Source organism: Aequorivita sp. IT1183 (genome assembly GCF_058068265.1).
Map to the genome: position 1 here is coordinate 61,935 of NZ_JBYRHS010000005.1, position 22,946 is coordinate 84,880.

Below are 22,946 nucleotides of genomic sequence, written 5' to 3' on the forward strand. Positions count from 1 at the left end.
GCAGCTGTTCTAAAGTTACAAATTTTGTAACCGTGTTCTGTAGATTTCATCTAACCGATAGAACATAAAATCAAAAAACTATGAAAACATTAGCAATCAATGCCGAAATCAGCAAATTACAAACCCTTTTAAAATACACATTTGCAATAGTGCCAATTGCCGCGGGAGCCGACAAATTTTTGAATATTTTAGTCCAATGGGTTGGTTATCTCGCACCTTCTTTATTAGATATGTTACCATTTAGTGGGGCAACATTTATGATGATTGTAGGCGTAATCGAAATTATTGCGGGCATACTCGTATTCACCAAAACACGATTAGGAGCTTATATTGTATCGCTTTGGCTTTTACTTATTGCCTTGAGCTTGCTTTTTACTTGGCATCACCCAGACGTTGCTGTACGCGATATTGTGATGGCAATTGCCGCCTACGTTTTGGCCAAGTTGAGCATTCCTGAAATTACAAATTCAACCCGTTAATTCTGTTATTCATTGTATTTCAATATCTTCTCTGTCACTTCAAAATGTGGCAGGGAAGATATTTTATTTTAGTCGAAATTTTCAACCCCCTATTTGGTAAAGAAAATCTTCCTATCTTTAGAAGTAACTAACAATCAATCAATAAACCAATGAAACGACTATTACTAGCACTAGTATTAGCTTGCGTTTCGTGGAGCAGCCTCCCTCAAACTCCTTCTCAAACACAAGAAGACACGCTTAAAAGAGCGTATTTAGATTCGGAAAAAATAATTCCGAAGAACAAAGACACGCTTTCCAAATACAACAATTTCAAAAAAACAATTCAGATTTCCGAAAAAAACAAGGATTTTAAAACCCTCGGCAATGCCTATATCGGTATGGCAAAATGGCACGAAGACCACACCGTGCTGGATTCTTCCATCGTTTATTTAAATAAGGCCATTTCACTTTATAAAAAAGAGGAAATGACAAAAACGTTGGCAAACACCTACCTATTATTAGCAACCAACTACAGCGGTACAGCAGAATATGATAAAGGTTCTGAAGCAGTTTATAAAGCATTGGCACTCTTTGAAAAGATAGACGATCAGCGCGGAATTGCACAATGCTATACAAAAATAAGCGACCTACTTTATTATTCTGACAGTTATGCGGAGGGTGCCGAATATTGCAAAAAAGCAATCGTTATTCAAGAAAAATACGGCTACGAGGAAGATATGGCGCTCTCCTTCCGGCGGCTTGCAGAAAATCAATTGTTTCTTGGCGATTTAGAAAAAAGTTTAGCAAATATGAATCGCGCCATCGAGTTATACAAAAAAGTGGGAATTACAGATGCGCCTCTTTTAGCTTGCTACAATGGCCGCGGTAATATCTTCAAATACATGGAACGCTACGACGAAGCCATTGCAGATTATACCGCTTGTTACGAAGGAGCAAAAAAAATAGGCCTCCTTCGCTACACGATGCCACCCACTGCAAATATTGGTCACGTATATATTTTACAGGGAAAATATGCTCAAGCGCTGCCTTATAACCTGAGAGCGATAGAAATTATGAAACGCATTGGCAACACCAAAAATCTTTGGGAAAACTATATGCATGTTTCAAACATTTATAGCCAGCTGGGCGATTATAAAAATGCTTTGGAGTATCATGAGTTATATGAACAAGGTCATTCGGAATACCTCAACACCATTATTGCTCGACAGGATAGCGAGCTGCAAGTAAAGTACGAAACGGCACAAAAGGATATGGAGATTTTAAACCAAGAGGCTAAGATTTCGCAACAACGAAAAACGCAAATTCTTTATATTGGTATTGCAGGATTGTTGGCCATTATTCTCTTCGGAATGTATTTTACGTTGAAGAACATTCGCAAAAAACGAAAAGCTTTAGTAACACTAAATACAGACCTGGACGCCAAAAACAAGCAAAACGTATTACTACTAAAAGAAATTCACCATCGCGTAAAGAACAACCTGGAAATGGTAAAAAGCCTCATCGCCCTGCAATCGGCAAAACTGGAAGACGGCGCCAGCAAAGAGGCGATGCTTGCCAGCCAAAACCGCGTGCAGAGTATGGGAATTATTCACCAAAAATTGTATCAAGGTGAAAACTTGGGCAGTATTGAAATGAAAGATTACTTTATAAATTTAAGCGAAGGCGTGCTAGACACTTTTAATGCCGAAGACAAAGTAAAAATTGAATGCGCAATGGACAACCTAAATCTGGATGTGGACACTGCCGTTCCCATCGGTTTAATTGTGAATGAATTATTGACCAATGCGTTAAAATACGCTTTCCCAACGGGAGAAAAGGGACTGATAAACATTAGCCTAAAAAAGGAAAATGATGTCTTATTATTAAAAGTTTCAGACAACGGCATCGGTAAAACAGAAGGTTTAAAACCACAAGGCACGGGTTTTGGAACACAATTAATACAACTACTTACCCAACAACTTAATGGTACGCTAACCGAAGAACACAACAATGGAACTACCGTTTTTTTTAATTTCAAAAACTTTAAAATCGCTTGATGGATAGAGCCGTAAAAATATTAATTGTTGAAGACGAAATGGTAATTGCAGCCAACATCTCCCTGCAGCTAAGCGATCTTGGTTATGAAGTTACCGGTATTTTGCCTCGCGGCGAAGAAGCGCTATCACAAATAAAAATTGAAAAACCAGACATAGTATTGATGGATATTCAGTTAAAAGGCGAAATGGACGGCATTGAAACCGCCAAGGAAATTGAAAAACAATACCATATTCCTATTATCTATTTAACAGCAAATACAGATGATGCACATTTTACGCGCGCTAAGGAAACACATCCCTACGCTTTTATTTCGAAACCCTTTAAAAAGCTAGATTTACAGCGTGCAATTGAATTGACTATTGATAGAATTTCAGTAGAAAACACTTCAGAAAACCAAAAAAACGGCAGTGGAAATGGCATAACGCCACCAAATGGAAATGCTACTGATTTCATTTTGAACGATCGCATTTTTGTTCGTCACAACGATAAAATGCTGAAAATAAATATTAAAGACATCTACTATATTGAAGCAGACCGCAACTATTGCCGCATCTTTTCGCAAGGCCGCGAATATCTTTTGGTAATGACTTTGAAAGATATTGACGAAAAACTTCCGCAAAATCACTTCCTAAGAATACACCGCTCTTATATTATCAATCTTTCACAAATAGATGAAGTAGCGGGTACGCACGTAGTGATATCAAGAAAAGCAATCCCGATGAGCAAAGCAATGCGCACCGAACTTCTTAAACGATTGCAAACCATTTAAATTTATTGACTTTTTGAATCAGGAGGATTTGAGCCACGACTTTTAAGGATTATTGTTTTTAAAAAAAACGATATTCATTATAGATAATCTGTCGTGAGTCTAAACGTCGTGAGTCCAAACTTCACTTTTCAATAAAATTCTCTTCGGCAAGTAAAACCCTTATTTCGGACAAATTTAAAGGCTCTTCGTCCTAGATTGCTTTTTATAATTATTGATATTCAGTTACTTAGTTCTCTCCTCGCAAAATTATTTTCAACTAACTAACCATTTAAATCATTAAAAATTATGAAAAGATTACTCTTTTTAGGACTTGCAATAGTCCTTTTGCTAACCGCTTGTCAACAACAAGAAAAGCGCTACACCCAACAATCGCCCGAAATTGACACCTACAAAAAAATAATTGATGCCTACGAAAAGCAAGACTGGGAAGCTCTTGCCAGCCACTATGCCGATACAGCCAAAATAATGAACAATGTTATTGAGGCAGAAGGCAGGTCCATAGCCGAAGAGGTAGCAATGGGCAAAGAGGATGCTTCACTTTTTTCCGGTTGGAACTATGTGGATGGGGAATCTGAATATGAAATGGTTGTTACTGACAAAGGCCAAACTTGGGTAAACTTTTGGGGTACTTGGAAGGGCACGCTTGCTGCCAATAACAAAACATACACCATTCCCGCTCACATCACAGCCCAATTTATGGACGGAAAAGTTGTAAAAGAATTTGGCTATTGGGACATCTCAAAAATCATGATGGATGTGCAAGCAATGCAGCATGCAGAAGCAGCTGTTGTGAAAGATTCAACCAACTTATAAATTAAATACTTAAACCGATGAAAGTTCATGGATATGCAGCCATTGCCCCTAAAGCAAAACTAACGCCTTATTCGTATGAATTAGGAGCGATAGGTTCTGAACAAGTTGATATTAAAGTTTCCTATTGTGGTCTTTGTCATTCAGATATAAGTATGATAAACAATGATTGGGGAATGACGCAATATCCAATTGTTCCTGGTCACGAAATAATTGGAGAAGTAATAGCTGCGGGTAATGCGGTTAAAAATGTGAAAGTTGGGGATAAAGTAGGATTGGGATGGATGTCTTCTTCCTGCATGAGTTGTGAGCAATGTATGGACGGGCACCACCATCTCTGCGCTAAAAGCGAAGGTACTATTGTAGGTAGAAACGGTGGATTTGCAGATTATGTTCGTGGACATTGGTCGTGGGCAATACCGCTTCCGGAGGGTATAGATATGAGTAAAGCAGGCCCTTTGCTTTGTGGCGGAATTACAGTTTTCAATCCAATAATATTAGCTGGAGTAAAACCAACGGATAAGGTTGGCGTAATAGGAATTGGAGGATTAGGACATATGGCCGTTAAATTCTTAAAACATTGGGGATGCGAAGTGATTGCTTTTAGCTCAAACCCGAATAAAAAGAAGGAAATTTTGAATATGGGAGCCAGCAAGGTTATTAATTCAACAGTTCCGGAAGAATTAGAAAGTATTGCTGGAAAACTAAATTTTATTTTGAATACCACTAATGTAACATTGGATTGGAATTCATATTTAACCGCCTTGGCACCGAAAGGAAAATTCCATACAGTAGGCGCTGTTTTGGAGCCAATGGCAATTCCCGCATTCAGTTTAATTATGGGTGAAAAAACGGTTGGAGGAAGCCCAATAGGCAGTCCTGCATTAACGAAAACTATGCTCGATTTTTGTGTAAGGCACAATATTTATCCAGACGTTGAAGAATTCCCGATGGCAAAAGTAAATGAAGCAATTGAACACTTAGATAACGGTAAAGCTCGATTTAGGATAGTATTGAAAAATTAATCTCTATCAAAGCCTTCCCGACAAAATAGCAGTTTTGGAATCAAAAATCCCAAGGCCGGACTGGTATTGCAAGTGAAGAAGCAGTCAACCTGTTGGCTCTATTTATAAAACCATTTAGCCCCAATTCAATCCCTAAAATACGAGAATATGAAAACAGTAGGCATTATAGGCGGTTCTGGCTTTATAGGAAGCTTCATAACCAAGAAATTCTTAACAGAAGGTTTCAATGTGAAAGTATCTGTTACAGACATAAAAAAGAGTGAAAAGTATCAACATCTTTTCGATCTAAAAAATTCAGACAATCTGAATATCAGCCCACTTATGGTTGAAAATTTAAACGATTTAAAAGATTTTATCAGCGATTGCGAAATTGTAGTCCACGGCGGAACACCGTTTCAGCTTGATGTGAAAGACCCGCAAACGGAGTTATTCGACCCAACCATAAAAGGAACGGAGAATTTCTTGGAAGCGGTAAGTGAAACCCCTTTAATTGAAAAGATTGTTTTAATTGCTTCGGTGGCGGCGTATAACACAAATTTCCCAATGCCGGCTGGCGGAAAAACACCTCACGATACCTTTAGTGAAGCCGACGAACCTTTTATGAGCGAGGAAAGTCATCCGTATGCACAGGCTAAATTTATTGCCAACCAAACTGTAGAAAAATTCATATCAGCACACCCAAATCTTTCTTATGAAATCACTTCGGTTTCGCCTGTAGGCGTTATGGGGAAATCACTTTCTAATAGAGAAGATTCCACTTCAACTGGGTTGCAATTTCTCTTTAAAAACAAAATTGCACCCAATCCATTTGTACAAATGCTTTATGACACCGATGCGGAAATGGCTACGGTAGATGTTAAAGATGTAGCGGAAGCCGTTTTCAAAGCCGCTACAACTTCTGGATTGCACGGTAAAAACTATTTGTTGACTAGTGAAAGCTATCCTGTTAGCGATATGAGCTTGATGCTGAACCACCAAACCCCTAAAAATAAAGGAAGTGTGATTTATAAAAATACACTGGCAATGAACGATTTGGGAGTGAACTTCAGACCAGTTCAAGAAACCTTAAATAACTATTCAAAGTAAAAAAACAGAATATTAATCAATTAAATATATCAATAATGAAAACCATTAAAACAACGATTTTATCGGTAGTGATGCTTATAGCATTCATTTCGACAGCACAAAAAAAGAACGGAACTATTTACGTAGACCATCCAGCCATTACCACAGTGGAGGCTATGACTCAGGCCTTTGTTAGTGGAGACTCAGACAAGGTGGCGAGTTATCTGGCAGATGATTTTAGGGCCTTTAACGGCACAAGCGCCAATGCAAATGACAAGGGACAAGACAAAGCATCATTTTCAAATTCTGCAAAAGGATGGCATGGCGCTCTTGATTATTTTTCAATAAGCCGTACCCCGGGAGCCTATCCCGATGCATTGGAATATAAGGATGACAATCAAAAAGATGTGATGTGGGTGCAGACTTGGGAAGACTTAAAAGGTGTTCACAAAAAAACAGGCGTTAAAATAAACCAACCTATCCACCGATTATTTGTGGTAAATAAAAATAACAAGATTCAAACTATTATAAGTTATGGTAACGATCTTGTTAATTCAGAAATCGGTCAAAGTTTTAGCGATAGAAAGAACGGCACCATCTATAACCATCACGAAAATATAAACTCCGTTCGCAACGTAATTTATGCTTTTGAAAATAAGGATTTGGACAAGGCATATACTTATTACGATGAAAATGCAAGGTTTTTGAATTCCAGCTCCCCCACATTTGAGAGCACTTCATTTGCAGATCAAAAAGTAATTGACAAAAAGATTAACGATACATACGACATTACAAGCATAGACATGGTTGGCTACCCAGACGACCTGCATTATGAAATGGGCGATAGCCATGTTGTGCTATCATGGTGGAACGTCAACCTTGTTCGCAAGGCCGATAAAAAAGTGATCGTCCTACCCATTCACTATCAAATGGATTTTAACAAAGAAGGCAAGATAACAGCCGAAACAGCTTACTACAATGCAAAGCTGTTAGATTAGGCCAGCCTTAAAATTGCAAGTTTTTAAAAACAGAATCCAAATTGAAATACCACAACAGCGAAGTAAAAGTTGCTATAATGAGGTAAAATAAGAAGTAAATGTGCGGTATGATTAAGCCGTATCGCACATTTTTAATTTGAATCATAAAATCATAGTTATGAAACAAGAACATACCCAATGGAGCAAGGAAGAACTGAAAACATACATTTTGCTACTCTGCTCCAAAGCAGATCAAATAGAAAGTGAGGATGAAATAACGCTAATAAAGGCGAAAACTTCCAAAGATATTTTCGATAAAATGAATCGAGAGTTTCAAAATGATCACGAAGATTCAAGCTTAGATAAAATTCAGGATACCTTAGAAAGACACCAATATTCGGAATTAGAACTTTGCCAATTGAAGAACGAAATTCAACAACTCTTCGCAGTAGATCGCAAAATACCAATGTCTGAAAGCAACCTGGGCCGTATTTTGGAGAATTTAATTTATTAATAATCAATACGCCTTTTAATATTAACCTATAAATACTTTAAAAATGAAAACAATACATATTTCAGGAGCAAACGGAAATATAACCGCATTTCAGCAATACTTAGGTTTAGGAAAACAGTAAGAAAAAAATTCTTTAATAGGAATTCAAGCAAATTAGAAACAGCGATTATGAAACCCATTAAAACCAACTTACCGGCACTTTCCGAAAATACAACCTTAAGGTATTTTAATTTCATTGCACTATATTTTGCCCAAGGCGTACCAGAAGGAATGTTATTCTTTGGAATTCCAGCTTGGATGGCGATGAACGGAAAATCTGCTGGAGAAATCGCCAGTTTTGCGATAGCCTGTGGCTTACCCTGGAGCTTCAAATTTATAGTAGCACCCTTGATGGATCGCTATACTATATTAGCTATGGGAAGAAAAAGGCCGTGGGTAATTTTTGGCCAGTTGGGATTGATGACCAGTTTTATTATGATGGCATTTTTACCCGATCCATTAAACAACTTAAACCTTTTAATGTTGGCAGGTTTTATAATTTCTTTTTTTGGGTCTTTTCAGGATGTCGCCACAGATGGAATGGCAGTAGATATTATTCCTGTAAATGAACAGGCTCGTGCAAATGGGTTTATGTGGGGTTCAAAAATAATCGGAATATCGGCTTCCTTGGCATTGGGAAGTTGGCTTTTAAACAACTACAGCTTTTCGGTTTCTATTGCAACACTTTCTGTCTTGGTAGGTTTAATAATGCTTGTACCTATTTTTTTAAGAGAGAGACCCAATGAAAAGATACTGCCTTGGACTAAAGGAAAAGCTTCTCCACAAAACCAAAAACTGCAGGCGAAAAAATGGAGTAAAATTTTCAAATCATTATATAGCGTTTTTAAATTAAAGAATTCGTTACTACTTGCGGTTATTGGTTTCATTATCGCTGGCTGCATCAATTATATGGATATTTTATTACCCATTTTTACCGTAAAGGAATTAGGTTGGACAGACCTTGCCTATTCGCAAGTATTTGCAACCACTTCTGTAATTGGAGGAATTAGTGGCATGCTCATTGGTGGTTTTTTGGTAGATAAATTCGGCAAAAAGCGAATGTTGAATTTTTACTTCTTCGCTTGGATAGCTTCAACGGTTGCCTTAGTGTTTATGAAAACTTTTTGGGTTGACACTTTTTTTATTAATGCATATATGTTTGCTTACTCCACTCTAGGTGTTTTTTGCCAGATCGGTTTTTTTGCTATTGCCATGCAATGTTGTTGGAAAAAAGTTTCTGCCAGCCAATTTACATTATATATGACTATTTCGAATATTGGCCGTATTGCATTTGCAGCATTAATCCCCCCAATTAAAGATCATTTTAGTTGGGAAATTACCTTGTTGGCCTTTGCAACTTTTGTAGTACTGGCCTGGATTTTATTGCAATTTTTAAATATAGAACATCAAGTAAAAAACGTTGTACATTTAGAGAATAAAGACATTGAGAATGAAAGCATGCTAGTAAAGGCAATAGGAGTATAAAGAATAATTTAATCTAGAAATGAACCAAACCAATGAAAACCAAAATACTTCTCTTCAGCTTATTTGTAACGCTTCAACTAAGCGCCCAAAACTATCAAAAAATTCACAACAAAGCATTACTAATTGATACTCACAATGATTTTCTTACTCAAACAATGGAGAAGAATTTTGTTTTCGACACCGACTTAAAGGGCAAAACCCACAGCGACCTCAATAGGATGAAGGAAGGCGGCGTAGATGTACAATTCTTTTCAGTTTTTAGTGATGGCGACCAGCCTAATCCGTATGCTTTTGCAAATAGACAAATAGATAGTTTGGATGCCGTTATACAACGAAACCCTGATAAAATCGTGAAAGTCGGCAATTCAAAAGAACTTTTAAAAGCTGTAAAACATAACAAAATCGCAGCCTTGATTGGCGTGGAAGGCGGCCATCAATTCGAAAACGATTTAGGCAATCTTGAAGCGCTTTACAATCGCGGCACGCGCTATATAACCTTAACTTGGAACAACTCTACTCCGTGGGCAACAAGTGCTGCAGATGAAACCAATCCCGAAGGCGCGAAAAATTCCGAGGGAAAAAATGGGCTTAGCGCTTTTGGAAAACAAGTAGTTCAAAAAATGAATAGTTTGGGGATGATGGTAGATATTTCGCATGTTGGCGAGCAAACGTTTTACGATGTAATTGCAACTACGTCAAAACCAATAATCGCTTCGCATAGTTCGGTTTACAGCATTTGTCCACATCGTCGAAATTTAAAAGATGAGCAAATAAAAGCTATTGCTAAAAACGGTGGTGTAATTCAAATAAACTTTAATTCAGGGTTTATAGATCCTTCTGTTGAGCCACGAGAGACCGCATTTCTGGAAAATCACAAAATCGAAATTGACTCTCTCGTAAATACGGGAATGTTTCAATATCACGCTGAAGAAGCTATGTACAGAAAATATACTGATGAATCTTATGACCTACGCGCACCTTTTAATTTTGTTATTCAACATATAGAATATATTATTAAATTAGTGGGTGTAGATTATGTAGGCATTGGTTCCGATTTTGATGGCATTTATCAGCCACCAAAACAATTGGATGACGTTACTACTTATCATTTAATCACAAAGGCTTTGGTTGAAAAAGGCTACAGTGAAAAGGATATTAATAAGATTCTCGGCGGAAATCTGCTAAGGGTTTTAAAAGCGAATGAAACTAACTAATGTAAAACTGACCTTCATGAAAACCACACTTTACTTTTTAATCATTTCAGCAAGTGTTCTTTTAAGCTGTGCCGAAAAAAAGGAATCTACAAAAACCGAAACCGATAGCAAATCCAGCTACATGGATTATTCGAACAGCGACGACCAAATAACAGGTGGTATCAAAATGATTCCTATTAAAACTCCAAAAGGAACTTTCAATGTTTGGACAAAACGCATGGGTAACAATCCAAAAATGAAGGTTTTGTTGCTTCACGGAGGTCCCGGCGGAACTCACGAGTTTTTCGAGAATTTTGACGGCTATCTTCCAAATGAAGAAATTGAATATATCTATTACGATCAACTGGACAGTTATTACAGCGATAAGCCAAACGATTCTACCCTTTGGACCACCGAACATTTTGTGGAAGAAGTAGAACAAGTTCGCAAAACTTTAAATCTAGATAAAGACAATTTTTACTTGCTCGGCCAGTCGTGGGGCGGAATCTTGGCAATGGAATACGCACTGAAATATCAAGACAATTTAAAAGGTTTAATAATTTCAAATATGATGGCGAGCATTCCGGAATACGAAAAGTATGCTGAAGTATTGGGAGCCCAACTTCCTCCAGAAATTTATAAAGAAATTAAAGATTTGGAGGCGAAGGAAGATTTCTCAAATCCCAGATATGCCGAATTGGTTATGAACAATTATTATACAGAACACATTCTTCGCAAACCTTTGGATGAATGGCCAGAATTTATCAATCGCGGCTTTGGCCACCTCAACCCAAATATTTATATCTATATGCAAGGTCATAGTGAATTTGGCGTTACCGGAAATGCAACTTTAAAAGGTTGGGATGTTTCCGAAAGGTTGAAAGAGATTAAAACACCAACACTAATGATTGGGGGGAAATACGATACTATGGATCCAAAATATATGGAATGGATGAGCACCCAAGTGCAACACGGAAGAAGTTTAACCGTAAATGCAGGCCACGTTTCACAATATGACGACCCAGAAAATTATTTCACTGGATTGATTAAGTTTATTAAAGATGTGGATAACGGCTCATTCTAACTTGGCAGTAATTCAATGAAACAACCAGACGAAGAATTAATCAGAACTGTTGGTGTTTTAGGCTTATCCGCCAATATTATGAACATCATAATTGGTGCGGGTATTTTTGCTTTACCTGCCATTATTGCCGCGAACATGGGCTCATCAAGCATTATTGCTTATGTTATTTGCGGTATTCTGCTAGCTTTAATTATGCTCTGTTTTGCCGAAGCAGGAAGCAAAGTAACCAATACTGGTGGTGCATACACTTTTATTGAAACTGCTTTTGGTGACTATGCCGGATTTTTGGGCGGTATTTTTTATATGGGCTCTTCCCTAATGTCTGATGCTGCGGTATCCAATGCTTTAGTGAATGTACTGGCTTCCTCCTATCCTATTTTTGCAAATGAAGGGGTACGATTAGGGTTTCTGTTCGTCATCTTTTTCGGATTGGCAATTATCAACGTTATTGGAATAAAACAAGGGATTGGCTTGGTGAAATTCTTTGTTATCGCGAAACTAATTCCATTACTCCTACTTATACTTTTTGGATGGATAGCTGTATCTGCAGATAATTTATCTATTGAAGCCATGCCCAGTATAGAATTAGTTGGAAAGACATCGCTCATCTTGTTTTTTGCCTTTGTTGGCGGCGAAAACGGATTGATTGTAGGTGGTGAAATTAAAAATCCAAAACGTACGATTCCAAGAGGTATTTTTATAGGCATTACATCGGTCGTAGTTATTTATATTTTGATACAAATGGTATCCCAAGGTGTTCTGGGCAGCGAGTTGCCAAATTATACAGCCTCACCACTAGCCGAAACTGCTAAAGTAGCATTTGGACCAATAGGATTCGTTGTATTAATCGTTGGTGCTGCCATTTCCATGTTTGGATTTTTAAGTGGGGAAATCTTGAATGCACCCCGAATTCCATATGCTTTGGCAAGAGATAAAGTAATACCGCTACCTTTTTTGGCGAAAATCCATAAAAAGTTTAAGACGCCCTACTTGGCAATCATCACATATGCTACCATTGCTTTCATTATTGCCGCAACAGCAAGTTTTGAACAATTGGTAGTAATTGCGACCAGTTCAATATTACTTATTTATATGGGCGTTGTCTTGTCTGTAATCAAATTACGTTACACTCAAAAGTCGAAACCAGACGAGTTTAAAATCCCAGGCGGATTAACGGTTCCGATCATTTCCATATTTATCATTTTCTATTTTCTATCATCACTAACCTCAAAAGAAATGCTGGGAACAGGTATTTTCATTGGCATATTAACCATTATCTTTTTCGCTATTAAAGTTTTAAAAAAGAAAGTACTGTGATATAGCGCTCCAGACACATTGTGCAGAAATCGCTATCTTTAAAAACTTTCTAAATTATTTTCTATGAGATTTCTAACCTCTTTTTTTATATTACTTTTTATAATTTCATGTAAACAACAGAAACCTGCAAAGGATTTTTTGGGTGTTGTAGACATTTCAGTCAGCGGAAAGGAGAGTGCACAGCCACACTTTGAAAAAGGATTGCTACTGCTTCATTCCTTTGAATATGAAGATGCCCGCGAAGCATTTCAAAAAGCACAAAAGGAAGATCCCGAAATGGCAATGGCTTATTGGGGCGAAGCAATGACGCACAATCACAGCTTATGGCAAAACCAAGATTATGAAGCTGCCACAGCTGCATTAGAAAAACTTGACGAAATTAATTTAGATGAAAAAACCGTAGAACTTGAACAGGATTTAATTAAAGCCGCACAAATACTCTACCAACCAAAAACCGAAAAAACACAACGTGATATCGCCTACGCCGATTTTATGGAAGGTTTGTACAAAAAATATCCCGCCAATCAAGAAGTAGCTGCCTTTTACGCGCTTTCCCTTTTAGGTTCCGTGCCCGAAGGAAGAGATGACGATCTTTATGGAAAAGGCGCCAAAATTGCTAAAGGTGTTTTAAAAGAAAATCCAAATCATCCCGGCGCGCTGCATTATTTAATACATTCTTATGACGATCCGGATCACGCTGCACTTGCATTGGATGCCGCCAATGCATATTCAAAAGTAGCTCCCGATGCCAGCCACGCTTTACATATGCCATCGCACATTTATGTAGCAATGGGTATGTGGGATGAGGTAATTTCGTCAAATATTGCTTCATATCAAGCAAGTATTACAAGGATGCAGCAGAAAAAACTGGACAATGATGCGCGTGGATATCACGCTTTTCATTGGTTAGAATACGGCTATCTTCAGAAAGGAAATTACGAAGAAGCTAAGAAAATGGTACTCGATATGAAGAAGTATGCTTCCGAAAATCCATCGAAAAAAGCAAGGGTTCATTTAGTATTCTTAAAAGGAACTTATCTTTCTGAGACAGATGACTGGGAAAGTGAAATAGCAAACATTCCAGTAGACATAGCCGATTTAAATATTTCTGTTCGCTCCCAATATCACTTTATGGAAGGGATGAAAGCGTTTAAAACGGGCAATATTAAGAAGCTAGACAGCACCATCAATATTATGAGTCAGGACCAGAAAAGGGAATCGTTCGTTATTGCGACAGGAAGTTCTAAACTATGCTCCAGTGTTAGCCGCGATGAAGCCACGGAAATGGATTTAAAAGAAACTGAAATTAGGCAAAACCAACTATTGGCACTTCGTGCTGACTTGAATAATGATCTAAAATCTGCGGAAGAATATTTAAAGAAATCCATAGCTATTGAAAATACTATAAGTTACAGTTACGGGCCACCATTCATCCAAAAACCTACCCACGAACTTTATGCAGATTGGCTGCTCGTTCAAACTAGAAATGCAGACGCCACAAAACAGTATGAGCTTGCGCTAAAAAATGGACCCGGCAGAATGCAAGTTTTAAAAGGGATAGAAAAAGCAAAACCAGTACTATAAGCTTTATATCCAAAAGAGGGCATAGGTTTCTAATTTTCACTTTCTACATTGCGAGCACAAATGCTTTTCCTTATCTTTAAATTCTGAAAAAAATCTTCAGAAGAACCATGAATATAGATCAAATTTTCAAAAATAATGAAGTCTGGGTAAACGAAAAATTAGGCGTTGATCCGGATTACTTCAAAAATCTTGCCGATGGCCAAAACCCCGATATACTATATATTGGCTGCAGCGACAGTCGCGTTACTGCAGAAGAAATTATGGGCGTAAAACCTGGGGATGTTTTCGTAATGCGAAATATTTCGAACATGGTGTCAAATCTAGATTTGAGCGCCATGAGTGTTATTGACTACGCAGTAAGCGTTTTAAAAGTAAAACATATAGTTATTTGTGGACATTACGGTTGTGGAGGCGTTAAAGCCGCCATGCAATCTAAAGACTTAGGAATTCTAAATCCGTGGTTGCGAAATATTCGAGATGTGTATCGCCTACATCGGGATGAATTAAATTCCATTACAGACGAAGAACAGAAATACAAGCGGTTGGTAGAACTGAATGTACAGGAACAGTGTGTAAACGTTATAAAAACCGCCGATGTACAGATTGCAGTAAGGCAAGGTCGTTTAACGGTTCATGGTTGGGTGATGGATGTTGCAACAGGAAAACTGATAGATTTAAAGATTGATTTCGAAAAAGTCCTCGAAGGAATTATGGAAATCTATCATTTGGATAAAGATGAAATAGAGTCCAAATAAAAAATAAAGAGGCTGCCTTATTGGACAGCCTCTTTTTAAAATGTAGAATTTTTTATCGCTTTACAACTTTAAAAGTTGACTGCATTTCTCCAGATGTTGCATTTATAAAATACATTCCAGATTCTAAATTAGACATATCTATTTCGGTAATATTTCCGCTTGCCGCACCTTGTGCAACAAGTTTACCTAAAATGTTGTGAATTTTGTAACTATCCAGCTTATAAAGAGAAGCCACCGTTAACTTGTTACTAACAGGATTAGGATAAAATGAAATATTCATTCTAAATTTATCTTCAATAGAAGCAAGATTGTCTACAGTAATTGTACCGGTCATATTTGAATGCACATCACAGTCATATTCATTTACGCCAATTTGCGTAAATGTATAAGAATATTGAAAGCCGTTTCCAGTTTCTATGCCGCTGTCAAAATCTTCTTGACTTCCGGATTCGCTGGTAACGGAATGAGGAACATCATCTGTCCAAGTCCATCTTACAGTATCGCCCGGTTCTATGGTTATACTCGCGTTCTGATTTGTTACTCCAACAAACCAGTCTAGGTCAAAGGTTGTTTGTGCACTTGCCATTGAGGCTGTAAGTGCCATCAAAAGAAATAGTTTAATTTTTTTCATAATATTTGATTTTAGATTAATAATTATTCGAATTGCTTTTATATTTTTCTTTTAAAATTCTACTGTTTCTTTTATTCGTGCTTTTTAAAAAACGCGGCTAATATTAAAGCCGAAAAAGAAATTGCCATCGGTCCAATCTCCCTGCCCTTGTACAATATATCCTTCTTCAAACATGGCTTGCGCATTTGTAAAATGCATTTGGAATACGTGACCACCAGTTTCAATATCTACACCCACCGACAACGGGTTTCTGAAATTTGAATTATCGTTTCTATTTAAATGAAGACCATAGTCTGCATTAATACTCACTCGCTTAGATATTTTATATCGCCCGCCCAAACCAAGCGCGTATTGATTAGATTGTTCATCGTAATTTACTGTAGTTCCGTCTGCTAAAACTTCACGACTGCGAGTTGCTAAATTCTCATGAATATAAGTAGGAGCCAGCAATAGCGAAAATGATTCGCTAAATTTTTTCGACACTAATAATTGTGAAGTGTAGGTAAGTCTGTCTTCAAATTCCAGATTTGCATATTGGTCCTTTTCCAAAGAAGTATTTATTGTAACCAAGTTATAACCAACTAAGGTCACTGGAAAGCCGTCTCTCTCCTGCGGAATTAAACGATATTTAATTTGAGCTCCGTATTTTTGTAGAAGAGAACTACGCGCTATACCTACGTTCAACCAATCGGTAAAACCGTAAATAAATTTTAACTGGGTAACCGCATTGTCAAGCCCAAAGAAATCTTTGACACCGTTTTTTACTGAACCGAAGCGATGCGCCACTACAAAATAAAAGTCGTTTTTATCTGCAAGTTTGGTAGTTTCAAAGTTAACAACTTTCAGGCCTTTAAAGGCAGATGTTACGGTTTTATCTACCACCGCTTCACTTTCAAGACCGTCCAGTAAATCATCCTGAGCTAAAAGCCCCAGCGGAAGAAAGAATATTAAGAATGCTATTTTTTTCATCATTGGTCCTATTTTATCAGTGTACTTTGATCCAGTTTTACAATTTCAAATAACTCGTCATAACCTATGCATCTGCCTTTAATCTTTACTTTTTCGTTTTCATTAACATCTGTATTATTTTCATCGAAACTTGCGTAAACACTTTCGTCAAGGGTAATTGCGCCTTTTTCTATACTCGTAATTACACCAGTAACAGTTATAGTTTTATTCAGCAAGTCTTCGGCGTCATCTGTTTTAAAACGTTCTAATAAGTACGGAGCTGTAATCTCAAGCTGCGAGGTTTCAGTCTTTATATCTCTGTGATCTTGGTATATGTAGTTATAGCCAAAATAGCCCACCAATCCTAGAATCAAAATCAGGTATAAAAATTTTCTTTGCTTGCTCATCGGTTCTATTTTTATTGTTTTTGTAAGCTGAATTCCACAAAAACGTTAACGTCTTCGGCAATTTTATTACTTACAATTGATGGGATTTTAATGTTGAAATCTTCTGGTTGCATTACAAATTGAGCGCTGAGCATTACTACATCTCCCTTAACAGAAATGACTGCGGGCACCTCCATATTTTTGTCTACACCGTGTAGGTTGAAAGTTCCTTTAATTAAATATTCACGCTTTCCAGAAATTTCAGAAATATCAAAATCTTGAATAGTTCCTTTAAAAGTTGCCTTTGGATATTTTGAAGATTCTATATAATTTTCATTAAAATGCTCTTCCATTAAAGCCACTTTAAACCGAAATCCTTTCGTTAGTGCGAGTGCTGCAAAATTTCCTGAGGCTGCATCTAAAACAGCGCTAACATTGGTGTTTTCTGCCTTTACTTCTTCAAAAGAAGGAACAGAAGCTTCAAAATTTATTTGCCCAGTTTTAGTGGCAAATTTTTCCTGCCCTACGGTTGTAGCAATAAATGCGAAGCAGATGATTAATAAAGTGGTTGTAGTTTTCATAATTATTAATTTTCCAGTAGTCCGTCTATGTTCCACTGCATTATTAAATCTATTTGTTGTTGTGGCAGGCGCGGTCCGCCCAAAGGCATCAATCCCTGTGCGCCTTCTTCTCTACTTATTCGGTCTAAAAGCCCTCTATCTTCCACCGCATCTTTTACTTCAGAAAAGTTAGTCAATGCCATAGGCGCCCCGTTTTGCGGAGGATTGCTGTGGCATACCGTACAATTGTTTTCAAAAATTGAAGCTATTTCTTGATAGGTTACCAGCTCGCCTTGAGTTTCCTCTTGAATTTCTTCAATATCATCGTAGGTACTAGTGCTGCAACTCACTATTAAAAAAGAAAAAAGAATCAGAGCGTATCGTTTCATAATGCGTTAGTTATTTTGCTTTAACTATTAATATAACATTTCAAAAAAGAAAAACCCTACTTCTTTTCCAAAAAAATATTTCCATAACGTGTTGAAATTCAAAATATAGAAAACAATAAAGCCATGGCGAACCATGGCTTTAAAGTGGGGGAAAAAAAGAAAATTATAGCTTCTGAAAAGTTAAGTAATCTGTGCCGCCATTACCGCCGCTTACATCAAAGAGTTCGACTCTAGTGTTTGTGTAGGTAACAACATCCCAATCGTCGTTAAATTCATCAAAAGGAATTGCAGTTCCAAAATCTAGTATTACATCTAGACCGCTACCGCTGGTTACCACACTCCAAGTGCCGTTTATGGTATTATTGCTGTTTACCGCCTGCACACTTCCATCAGCGTTAAATGTAAGCGCATAACCGTTGTAGTCATTTGTTTGATCATCGCCATCGTCTATGTAGCTTTCTACAAACCATTGACTATCAATTAAGATATTTGTTAGCTCTGTAGTGTTTCCACCTCCGCTGCAACCTTGGTGCGGATTTCTTCCAAAATCGAGATAATCTGTACCGCCGTTTCCGCCGCTAACATCAATTAATTTAATGATTTGAGCATCAAAACTTATTACATCCCAATCATCATTTAAGTCATCAAAAGGATCATCGCCACCTATTATTTCGAAGTTTAAGGTAAGATCTATTCCGCTGCTACTACTCGTAACTGCCCAGGTACCGTTAACAGTATTGTTAGTACTTGTAGCTGTAACTGTTTCATTTGCATTAAAAGTGAATTGGTAATCTACATAATCACAAGTTTCGTCAATACCATCGTCATCTAATAGATTCACATACCAAACGCTGGTTGTAAGATTATCAACAAAATCTGAAGTATTTCCACCTCCGCCACCACCATTCGGGGTGCGTTCGTAAGTTAAAAAGTCTACACTACCGTCGCCACCGCTAATGTGTTTTAACTTAATAATATCTTGGGTAGCTTCAATTATATCCCAATCCTCATCAAGCTCATCAAATGGATCATTTATTCCAAAGAAAAGATTTAAATCTGGCGTATTGCTATTTGTCAAGCTCCAAGTGCCATCTACAGTATTTGTAGTACTTACCGCTTGGGCCGTATTGTTTGTTGCGAATGTAAATTCATAACCAGCAAAATCACTAGTTTCATCTACATCATCGAAAAAATAAGTAACAAACCAAGAGCCAGAAGTTAATATGGCTTCAAAATCTGAAGGCACACCTCCCCCATTCGAGGAACAGCCAGAAATTAATGTTATTAATTCGGCATTGCTATTAACTTCCATTATAGTGCCATCCTGCAAAACAACGCTAATAGGAAACTGCAAGGCTATATAAGTTCCAGTTTCTAAGGAAAGTAATAAGGCTAGAAGTTCACTATCACTACCAACCGTTTGTGATCCGGTTTGCTGCTGATTTGAATTATAAATGAAGAAAGTAACAGGATAAACAAGATCTATACAATCTATTGAAGACGTATTATTACCGTCTGTGGTGCGAAGCAATAAATTCCCCAATTCGGAATCTACCGCTATTATGTTTGAATCTGGATTTTCAGAAGGCGTTGAGTCGTCTTCGGAACAAGAGTTTGCCGCGAAAATTAGCAGGCAAACAAATACTGATAATTTGATGAATCTATTCATTTTATTTTTTTTATGTTTTATATAATTAAGACAGCCAACGCAAAGAAAACCCTACCCTGAAATTTATTATTTTGAAGAAAAGATGAAATCTTCCCTAAATAATTTGACAAAAAAAACCATCCGTAAATAGGATGGTTTCATTTGAAAATAAAAAGGTTTTATATTTTTTCGAAAGTTAAAAAATCTGTGCCGCCATTACCGCCGCTTACATCGGTTAATTCAATTTTTGAATTACTAATAGAGATTATATCCCAATCGTCTGAAAGGTCTTCAAAGTCTGGTGGCGAAGCAAAGAAAATATTGAAATCAATGTCGCTTGAACCTCCGTCGTCATCGCTAGAATTGCTGTCTGTTATAGACCATGTTCCAGTAATTGTTGTGCTTCCATTTACCGCTTCTAAAGAACCATTTTCATTAAACTTAAAAATATAACCAGTAAAATGGTCTGTTTCTACTTGATCGGAATCAAAAAAGTAAGTGATTTTCCAACTCCCGCTTTGTGCAGTATTTATAGCATCGGCAACTGATGTGTCTTGGTTTGAATTGTTATCGTCATCTTTATTACAGGACATTGCCAAACCTGTGAATATAAAAATAAAGAGAATTGCTTTTAACGTGAATTTCATAATTTATTTTTTTAGTTTTAATAATGGTGTGAAAAAATTGGGGTTATTTAATTCTTTTTGAAAATTAAAGTATCTTCAATCTGCCCTTGACTGTTACGGGTAATAAATGTTACTGAAGTTGGTGAATACTGCAAAGCTTTATATTCCTGGCTATCTGCACCATTAATTGGGCTGTCCATATCAAGTTCAAAATTGAGTTCTTGGCCAGTTACAGTTACAATCCATATTCCGTAAACGTTCTCTGTACCGTTGGTAGCATAAACAGTCTGATTGTTGTAAAAGTTGAAATCGAACCCATTAAAATCTGCAGTTTCATCGTCGCCATCATCTAAAAACTTTTCAACATACCAAGTTCCAGATTCAAGAATATCTCGCAGCTCTTGTGGGTCGGGACCGCCACCACCGCCACCATTTGGTTCACGACCAAAAGTAAGATAGTCTGTTCCGCCACCACCGCCACTTACATCGGAAAGTCTAATAATGGTTTGAGTTGCTTCCAGCACATCCCAATCATCGTTCAGATCTCCGAAATCACCGTTAGTTGTTGTTTCAAAATTTAAGATAAAATCTAAATTGCCACTATCTACTTGCGCAGTCCAATACCCATTAATTGTATTACTATTGCTTACTGCTGTGGCAGAACCATTTCCGAAGAAAGTAAATTCATAATCATTGAAATTTACTGTGTGGTTTGTTCCGTTCTCCTCAAGCAAGTTTACGTACCAACTTCCGGTAATCAAATTTTCAATAAAAAGATTGAGTTCAGTATTTGTCCCGCCAGTGTTCGGTTCGCGGCCAAAAGTCAAGTAATCTATGCTTCCGTCGCTGCCGCTAATGTGTTTCAGTTTAATAAAATCTGCGTTGGCTTCAAGTATTTCCCATTCTTCGTCTAGTTCGTCCAGCGGTGCATTTGTTCCAAAGAAAAGATCGAATTTAAAATCATCAACAAGTGCCCAAGTTCCATTTACAACTACTCCCGACTTTACAGTCTGCGCCGTTCCGTCTAAAGCAAAAGTAAATTCATATCCAGCATAATTGTCGGTTTCGTCATAGTCGTCAAAAAAGTAATCTACATACCAAGTGCCAGTGGTTAAATCTTCTTCAAATTGCGAAATATCTATCGGGTCTCCGTTGGTATTCGCCACACAATCTAAAATCAATGTTTGCAGTTCTTGGTTGTTGTTCACTTGCACAGTTGAACCATCTGCCAATAGTACCGAAATAGGAAAATCTAGACTGATAAAAACATCTGGCCCTAAACTTTGCAGAAAATCGAAAAGTTCCCAATCATTAGAGATAGTAACCGTTCCCGTCTGCTGTTGATCTGTATTATAGGTGAAAAAAGAAATAGGATATACAATATCCAAGCAGCCAATTTCAGCATCGGCTATATCACAAGTTGCAGCAAGAGCATCCAAATCGGTTTGATTGTTTATCGTTACTTGGGTATAATCAAACAACTCCAACGAAATTGGAAACATAATTTCTAAAGTATCTGTATCGTTTGGAAACAGGTTAAAAATATCCTTAATAATATTTATGTCTTCGGGAGTATTCACCGTCACTTGCTGGCCGTTGGCAATTACTGTTACGGGCAAAATTATTGAAGCGCAGCTATTTCCGTCGATAATATCGTCATAAACACCCGGACTTTGTGATGTGCGCAACAACAATCCCGTCAATGGAGAGTTGGCGGTAATGGTGTTTTCTTCGGTTTCATCAATATATTCCTCTTCTTCTTTCTGGCAAGAAAAAAGAGAAACACTTAATAGAAACAAAACGAAAAAACGGAAAAAGTGTATTTTTTTCAAATTTTAAACTTTTGCTATACATTAATAACAAATTAATAAAAATAAACCCTACCCTACAAGTTGAATAACTTTTAAATATATTTGAAATAGATCAATCCCTTTTATGAAACAACCCGAAAACGTCTGTAACGAAAATACGTTTAACCAACTGTATGAATCTCATGGAAAACCAGTTTGGCGGTTTATCTATTTTAAATGTGGCGACACAGCGCAGGCAGACGATTTGGTACAGGAAGCTTTCATAAAACTGTGGCAAAACTGCGCGAAAGTTACTAAAGAGAAGGCGAAATCGTTTTTATACACCGTTTGCAACAATGCTTTTTTGAATGAAATAGCTCACAAAAAAGTAGTTTTAAAACACGCTAAAAGACAGCCCGATAAAACCAATTATCAGTCTCCAGAATTTGTGATGGAAGAAAATGAGTTTCACGAAAAGCTAAAAAAATCCATCGAAAATCTTACCGAAGCACAACGCACCGCTTTTCTTTTAAACCGTATTGAAGGGAAAAAATATGCTGAAATAGCCGAAATGCTGAATATTTCAGTAAAAGCAGTTGAGAAAAGAATGAGTCAAGCTTTGGCAGTGCTTCGGAAAGAAATTGGGAACGTTTAAAATTTTATATTGTGTTATTGAAAGCCTTAACACTGGATGACATAGAACATAAGACGAAGTATTATGGTGACAAAAATATATTTCAAATTTTTTAGTGCTATGTCGGAGTTGTAAAGAGGCTTGTTTAGGAATAATAAAATAAATAATGGTAGGGTATCGCTCAGTATAACTGTTTCACCT

General features: G+C 37.2%; 23 protein-coding genes. 15 read left to right on the forward strand and 8 right to left on the reverse strand.

Annotated elements, in window-relative coordinates:
• Window positions 1–80 precede the first annotated feature (80 nt).
• The 14 genes from AC3RVF_RS10820 (at window position 81) to AC3RVF_RS10885 (ending at window position 15,133) form a co-directional block, all read left to right on the forward strand.
• Window positions 81–479 carry a hypothetical protein gene (locus AC3RVF_RS10820; RefSeq protein WP_489692007.1) on the forward strand — a complete coding sequence of 133 codons (399 nt, stop codon included), beginning with the start codon at window positions 81–83 and terminating at the stop codon, window positions 477–479.
• 149 nt (window positions 480–628) lie between these two features.
• On the forward strand, window positions 629–2,515 hold the full coding sequence (locus tag AC3RVF_RS10825; RefSeq protein WP_489693367.1) for a tetratricopeptide repeat-containing sensor histidine kinase: 1,887 nt from the start codon (window positions 629–631) through the stop codon (window positions 2,513–2,515).
• Window positions 2,515–3,285, forward strand: coding sequence for a LytR/AlgR family response regulator transcription factor (locus AC3RVF_RS10830; protein WP_489693368.1), 771 nt, complete (start codon window positions 2,515–2,517; stop codon window positions 3,283–3,285). The genes AC3RVF_RS10825 and AC3RVF_RS10830 overlap by 1 nt, the downstream gene beginning before the upstream one ends.
• Before the next feature lie 285 nt (window positions 3,286–3,570).
• Window positions 3,571–4,098 (forward strand): nuclear transport factor 2 family protein, encoded by a 528-nt coding sequence (locus tag AC3RVF_RS10835; protein WP_489693369.1) that lies wholly within the window; start codon window positions 3,571–3,573, stop codon window positions 4,096–4,098.
• A gap of 17 nt (window positions 4,099–4,115) precedes the next feature.
• Window positions 4,116–5,120, forward strand: coding sequence for an NADPH-dependent aldehyde reductase Ahr (gene ahr, locus AC3RVF_RS10840; protein WP_489693370.1), 1,005 nt, complete (start codon window positions 4,116–4,118; stop codon window positions 5,118–5,120).
• Window positions 5,121–5,267: 147 nt separating this feature from the next.
• Entirely contained in the window at window positions 5,268–6,206 is a 939-nt protein-coding gene (locus tag AC3RVF_RS10845) for an NAD-dependent epimerase/dehydratase family protein (RefSeq protein ID WP_489692012.1), read from the forward strand.
• A 35-nt stretch (window positions 6,207–6,241) separates the two neighbouring features.
• Window positions 6,242–7,183, forward strand: a complete 942-nt coding sequence (locus AC3RVF_RS10850; RefSeq protein WP_489693371.1) for a nuclear transport factor 2-like protein — start codon at window positions 6,242–6,244, stop codon at window positions 7,181–7,183.
• A gap of 157 nt (window positions 7,184–7,340) precedes the next feature.
• Complete coding sequence (locus AC3RVF_RS10855) at window positions 7,341–7,676, forward strand: hypothetical protein (RefSeq protein WP_489692014.1); 336 nt, start codon at window positions 7,341–7,343, stop codon at window positions 7,674–7,676.
• A gap of 168 nt (window positions 7,677–7,844) precedes the next feature.
• Window positions 7,845–9,200 (forward strand): MFS transporter, encoded by a 1,356-nt coding sequence (locus AC3RVF_RS10860; protein ID WP_489693372.1) that lies wholly within the window; start codon window positions 7,845–7,847, stop codon window positions 9,198–9,200.
• Between the two features lie 32 nt (window positions 9,201–9,232).
• The gene (locus AC3RVF_RS10865) at window positions 9,233–10,414 is read left to right on the forward strand and encodes a dipeptidase (RefSeq protein WP_489693373.1); all 1,182 of its coding nucleotides are present in this window, start codon (window positions 9,233–9,235) and stop codon (window positions 10,412–10,414) included.
• Window positions 10,415–10,430: 16 nt separating this feature from the next.
• Window positions 10,431–11,477, forward strand: coding sequence for a proline iminopeptidase-family hydrolase (locus AC3RVF_RS10870; RefSeq protein WP_489693374.1), 1,047 nt, complete (start codon window positions 10,431–10,433; stop codon window positions 11,475–11,477).
• Window positions 11,478–11,492: 15 nt separating this feature from the next.
• A complete protein-coding gene (locus AC3RVF_RS10875; RefSeq protein ID WP_489693375.1) occupies window positions 11,493–12,794 on the forward strand; it encodes an APC family permease in 1,302 nt (433 codons plus the stop codon).
• Window positions 12,795–12,857: 63 nt separating this feature from the next.
• Window positions 12,858–14,378, forward strand: coding sequence for a tetratricopeptide repeat protein (locus AC3RVF_RS10880; RefSeq protein ID WP_489692019.1), 1,521 nt, complete (start codon window positions 12,858–12,860; stop codon window positions 14,376–14,378).
• Between the two features lie 107 nt (window positions 14,379–14,485).
• Window positions 14,486–15,133 carry a carbonic anhydrase gene (locus AC3RVF_RS10885; protein ID WP_489693376.1) on the forward strand — a complete coding sequence of 216 codons (648 nt, stop codon included), beginning with the start codon at window positions 14,486–14,488 and terminating at the stop codon, window positions 15,131–15,133.
• A gap of 52 nt (window positions 15,134–15,185) precedes the next feature.
• Here the strand turns inward: AC3RVF_RS10885 and AC3RVF_RS10890 are convergent, their stop codons facing one another.
• From AC3RVF_RS10890 to AC3RVF_RS10925, 8 genes are all read right to left on the reverse strand, one after another.
• The gene (locus AC3RVF_RS10890) at window positions 15,186–15,764 is read right to left on the reverse strand and encodes a T9SS type A sorting domain-containing protein (protein ID WP_489692021.1); all 579 of its coding nucleotides are present in this window, start codon (window positions 15,762–15,764) and stop codon (window positions 15,186–15,188) included.
• 84 nt (window positions 15,765–15,848) lie between these two features.
• On the reverse strand, window positions 15,849–16,736 hold the full coding sequence (locus AC3RVF_RS10895; RefSeq protein WP_489692022.1) for a DUF5777 family beta-barrel protein: 888 nt from the start codon (window positions 16,734–16,736) through the stop codon (window positions 15,849–15,851).
• A 5-nt stretch (window positions 16,737–16,741) separates the two neighbouring features.
• Window positions 16,742–17,119 (reverse strand): OB-fold protein, encoded by a 378-nt coding sequence (locus AC3RVF_RS10900; protein ID WP_489692023.1) that lies wholly within the window; start codon window positions 17,117–17,119, stop codon window positions 16,742–16,744.
• Between the two features lie 11 nt (window positions 17,120–17,130).
• Window positions 17,131–17,679, reverse strand: coding sequence for a YceI family protein (locus AC3RVF_RS10905; protein WP_489693377.1), 549 nt, complete (start codon window positions 17,677–17,679; stop codon window positions 17,131–17,133).
• Window positions 17,680–17,684: 5 nt separating this feature from the next.
• The gene (locus AC3RVF_RS10910) at window positions 17,685–18,047 is read right to left on the reverse strand and encodes a c-type cytochrome (RefSeq protein ID WP_489692025.1); all 363 of its coding nucleotides are present in this window, start codon (window positions 18,045–18,047) and stop codon (window positions 17,685–17,687) included.
• Between the two features lie 163 nt (window positions 18,048–18,210).
• A complete protein-coding gene (locus tag AC3RVF_RS10915) occupies window positions 18,211–19,716 on the reverse strand; it encodes a hypothetical protein (protein WP_489692026.1) in 1,506 nt (501 codons plus the stop codon).
• Window positions 19,717–19,874: 158 nt separating this feature from the next.
• A complete protein-coding gene (locus AC3RVF_RS10920) occupies window positions 19,875–20,342 on the reverse strand; it encodes a hypothetical protein (RefSeq protein WP_489692027.1) in 468 nt (155 codons plus the stop codon).
• Window positions 20,343–20,389: 47 nt separating this feature from the next.
• Complete coding sequence (locus AC3RVF_RS10925; RefSeq protein ID WP_489693378.1) at window positions 20,390–22,153, reverse strand: hypothetical protein; 1,764 nt, start codon at window positions 22,151–22,153, stop codon at window positions 20,390–20,392.
• Between the two features lie 103 nt (window positions 22,154–22,256).
• On the opposite strand from AC3RVF_RS10925, the gene AC3RVF_RS10930 reads away from it, so the two are divergent.
• Entirely contained in the window at window positions 22,257–22,766 is a 510-nt protein-coding gene (locus AC3RVF_RS10930) for an RNA polymerase sigma factor (protein ID WP_489693379.1), read from the forward strand.
• Window positions 22,767–22,946: the final 180 nt, after the last annotated feature.

Excerpts from the sequence above, each read along its gene's own strand:
- AC3RVF_RS10820 (WP_489692007.1), top strand. The coding sequence starts at position 81 with ATGAAAACATTAGCAATCAATGCCGAAATCAGCAAATTACAAACCCTT.
- AC3RVF_RS10825 (WP_489693367.1), top strand. The coding sequence starts at position 629 with ATGAAACGACTATTACTAGCACTAGTATTAGCTTGCGTTTCGTGGAGC.
- AC3RVF_RS10830 (WP_489693368.1), top strand. The coding sequence starts at position 2,515 with ATGGATAGAGCCGTAAAAATATTAATTGTTGAAGACGAAATGGTAATT.
- AC3RVF_RS10835 (WP_489693369.1), top strand. The coding sequence starts at position 3,571 with ATGAAAAGATTACTCTTTTTAGGACTTGCAATAGTCCTTTTGCTAACC.
- ahr (WP_489693370.1), top strand. The coding sequence starts at position 4,116 with ATGAAAGTTCATGGATATGCAGCCATTGCCCCTAAAGCAAAACTAACG.
- AC3RVF_RS10845 (WP_489692012.1), top strand. The coding sequence starts at position 5,268 with ATGAAAACAGTAGGCATTATAGGCGGTTCTGGCTTTATAGGAAGCTTC.
- AC3RVF_RS10850 (WP_489693371.1), top strand. The coding sequence starts at position 6,242 with ATGAAAACCATTAAAACAACGATTTTATCGGTAGTGATGCTTATAGCA.
- AC3RVF_RS10855 (WP_489692014.1), top strand. The coding sequence starts at position 7,341 with ATGAAACAAGAACATACCCAATGGAGCAAGGAAGAACTGAAAACATAC.
- AC3RVF_RS10860 (WP_489693372.1), top strand. The coding sequence starts at position 7,845 with ATGAAACCCATTAAAACCAACTTACCGGCACTTTCCGAAAATACAACC.
- AC3RVF_RS10865 (WP_489693373.1), top strand. The coding sequence starts at position 9,233 with ATGAAAACCAAAATACTTCTCTTCAGCTTATTTGTAACGCTTCAACTA.
- AC3RVF_RS10870 (WP_489693374.1), top strand. The coding sequence starts at position 10,431 with ATGAAAACCACACTTTACTTTTTAATCATTTCAGCAAGTGTTCTTTTA.
- AC3RVF_RS10875 (WP_489693375.1), top strand. The coding sequence starts at position 11,493 with ATGAAACAACCAGACGAAGAATTAATCAGAACTGTTGGTGTTTTAGGC.
- AC3RVF_RS10880 (WP_489692019.1), top strand. The coding sequence starts at position 12,858 with ATGAGATTTCTAACCTCTTTTTTTATATTACTTTTTATAATTTCATGT.
- AC3RVF_RS10885 (WP_489693376.1), top strand. The coding sequence starts at position 14,486 with ATGAATATAGATCAAATTTTCAAAAATAATGAAGTCTGGGTAAACGAA.
- AC3RVF_RS10890 (WP_489692021.1), bottom strand. The coding sequence starts at position 15,764 with ATGAAAAAAATTAAACTATTTCTTTTGATGGCACTTACAGCCTCAATG.
- AC3RVF_RS10895 (WP_489692022.1), bottom strand. The coding sequence starts at position 16,736 with ATGATGAAAAAAATAGCATTCTTAATATTCTTTCTTCCGCTGGGGCTT.
- AC3RVF_RS10900 (WP_489692023.1), bottom strand. The coding sequence starts at position 17,119 with ATGAGCAAGCAAAGAAAATTTTTATACCTGATTTTGATTCTAGGATTG.
- AC3RVF_RS10905 (WP_489693377.1), bottom strand. The coding sequence starts at position 17,679 with ATGAAAACTACAACCACTTTATTAATCATCTGCTTCGCATTTATTGCT.
- AC3RVF_RS10910 (WP_489692025.1), bottom strand. The coding sequence starts at position 18,047 with ATGAAACGATACGCTCTGATTCTTTTTTCTTTTTTAATAGTGAGTTGC.
- AC3RVF_RS10915 (WP_489692026.1), bottom strand. The coding sequence starts at position 19,716 with ATGAATAGATTCATCAAATTATCAGTATTTGTTTGCCTGCTAATTTTC.
- AC3RVF_RS10920 (WP_489692027.1), bottom strand. The coding sequence starts at position 20,342 with ATGAAATTCACGTTAAAAGCAATTCTCTTTATTTTTATATTCACAGGT.
- AC3RVF_RS10930 (WP_489693379.1), top strand. The coding sequence starts at position 22,257 with ATGAAACAACCCGAAAACGTCTGTAACGAAAATACGTTTAACCAACTG.